Origin of the sequence: Pseudomonas sp. B8(2017), assembly GCF_002113575.1 — a bacterium.
Lineage (GTDB): Bacteria > Pseudomonadota > Gammaproteobacteria > Pseudomonadales > Pseudomonadaceae > Aquipseudomonas > Aquipseudomonas putida_Z.
The window spans coordinates 1-954 of record NZ_NEIO01000052.1 but is presented as its reverse complement, the minus strand read 5'-3'; the positions used below and the strand labels follow the sequence as shown (position 1 = coordinate 954).

Sequence of the window (954 nt, the reverse complement as noted above, 5' to 3'; positions counted from 1 at the left end):
GCAGCCTCGCTTGGTTAAGCATCGGCGTCCGGATTTCTGGCCTGATTCGGCAACTTTCAGATCCATGCCTAGAAAAGCGATGAATGAATCGCTGCGCTTGAAGTCGCCGCGGATGAAGGCGGTGACTAAAGCGACGGCAGTCAGAAAACCAATGCCTTCAACTGCCTGGCAGCGGGCAACCTGCTCGCTCAGCCCCGCTTCTCTAACCAGCGTCTTCAAACGCTTTTGAATCAGCAGATCAAGCGACTCAAAGTGTTTGGCGAAGCTATTGAAGGCGTCCTTGAGGGACGCTTCGTTACCCCAACTCTGGGTCAGACTGGTGCGCGCTGACACCAGTGCTGCTCGGCGTCGGAGAAGGCTCTGAAGCTTGCTGTAGACGGCTGGAGGGGGTGACCAAGGACGAAGCAAGCTGCCCTCACGATCCAGGAAACGGGCTAGCAGGCAGGCATCAGATGCATCAGTTTTGGCACGCCCGCCAATCCCTTTTCGGTAGTTGCTGAGTTGGTACCCATCAACGACATAGACTGCAAAACCCTTTTCGTAAGCCATCTCCACCAGGTCCAGGTGATAAACGTTGGTGGCTTCAACACAGATAGCCGTATTGGCTGGCTGAAGTGCCAGCCACTTGCGGATCTCAGGCTTTGTATTTTTCAACGAGTGTTGTTGAGCGGTTTCCTCGCAATAGCTGACCAGTTCGACCTTGGCGACATCGACGCCAATGATGAACTTCTCTACTCGCATTGCCATCGCCTGAACTCCCACGGTATGGTTTTTGGGCTCGGAGGGGTTTCACCAAGAGGCGCTGGCTTGCTTCTATCGTCGCTTGCAAACGATGCATTCTTTATCGGCGCTTTGGTGAAGGGGTGGGGCGAGTTCTCCCACGGTCTGTACTGCTGTGAACAGTCAGATTCGGCTTTTTCGTCCCACCACCCCTTCGAGTATCACCATACAAGC

General features: G+C 54.5%; 1 protein-coding gene. It reads right to left on the bottom strand.

What is annotated here, in order from left to right; translation table 11 throughout:
* A partial coding sequence (locus CAG22_RS26900; RefSeq protein WP_085706526.1) for a transposase occupies positions 1–747 on the bottom strand: 747 nt, incomplete at its 3' end.
* Positions 748–954: the final 207 nt, after the last annotated feature.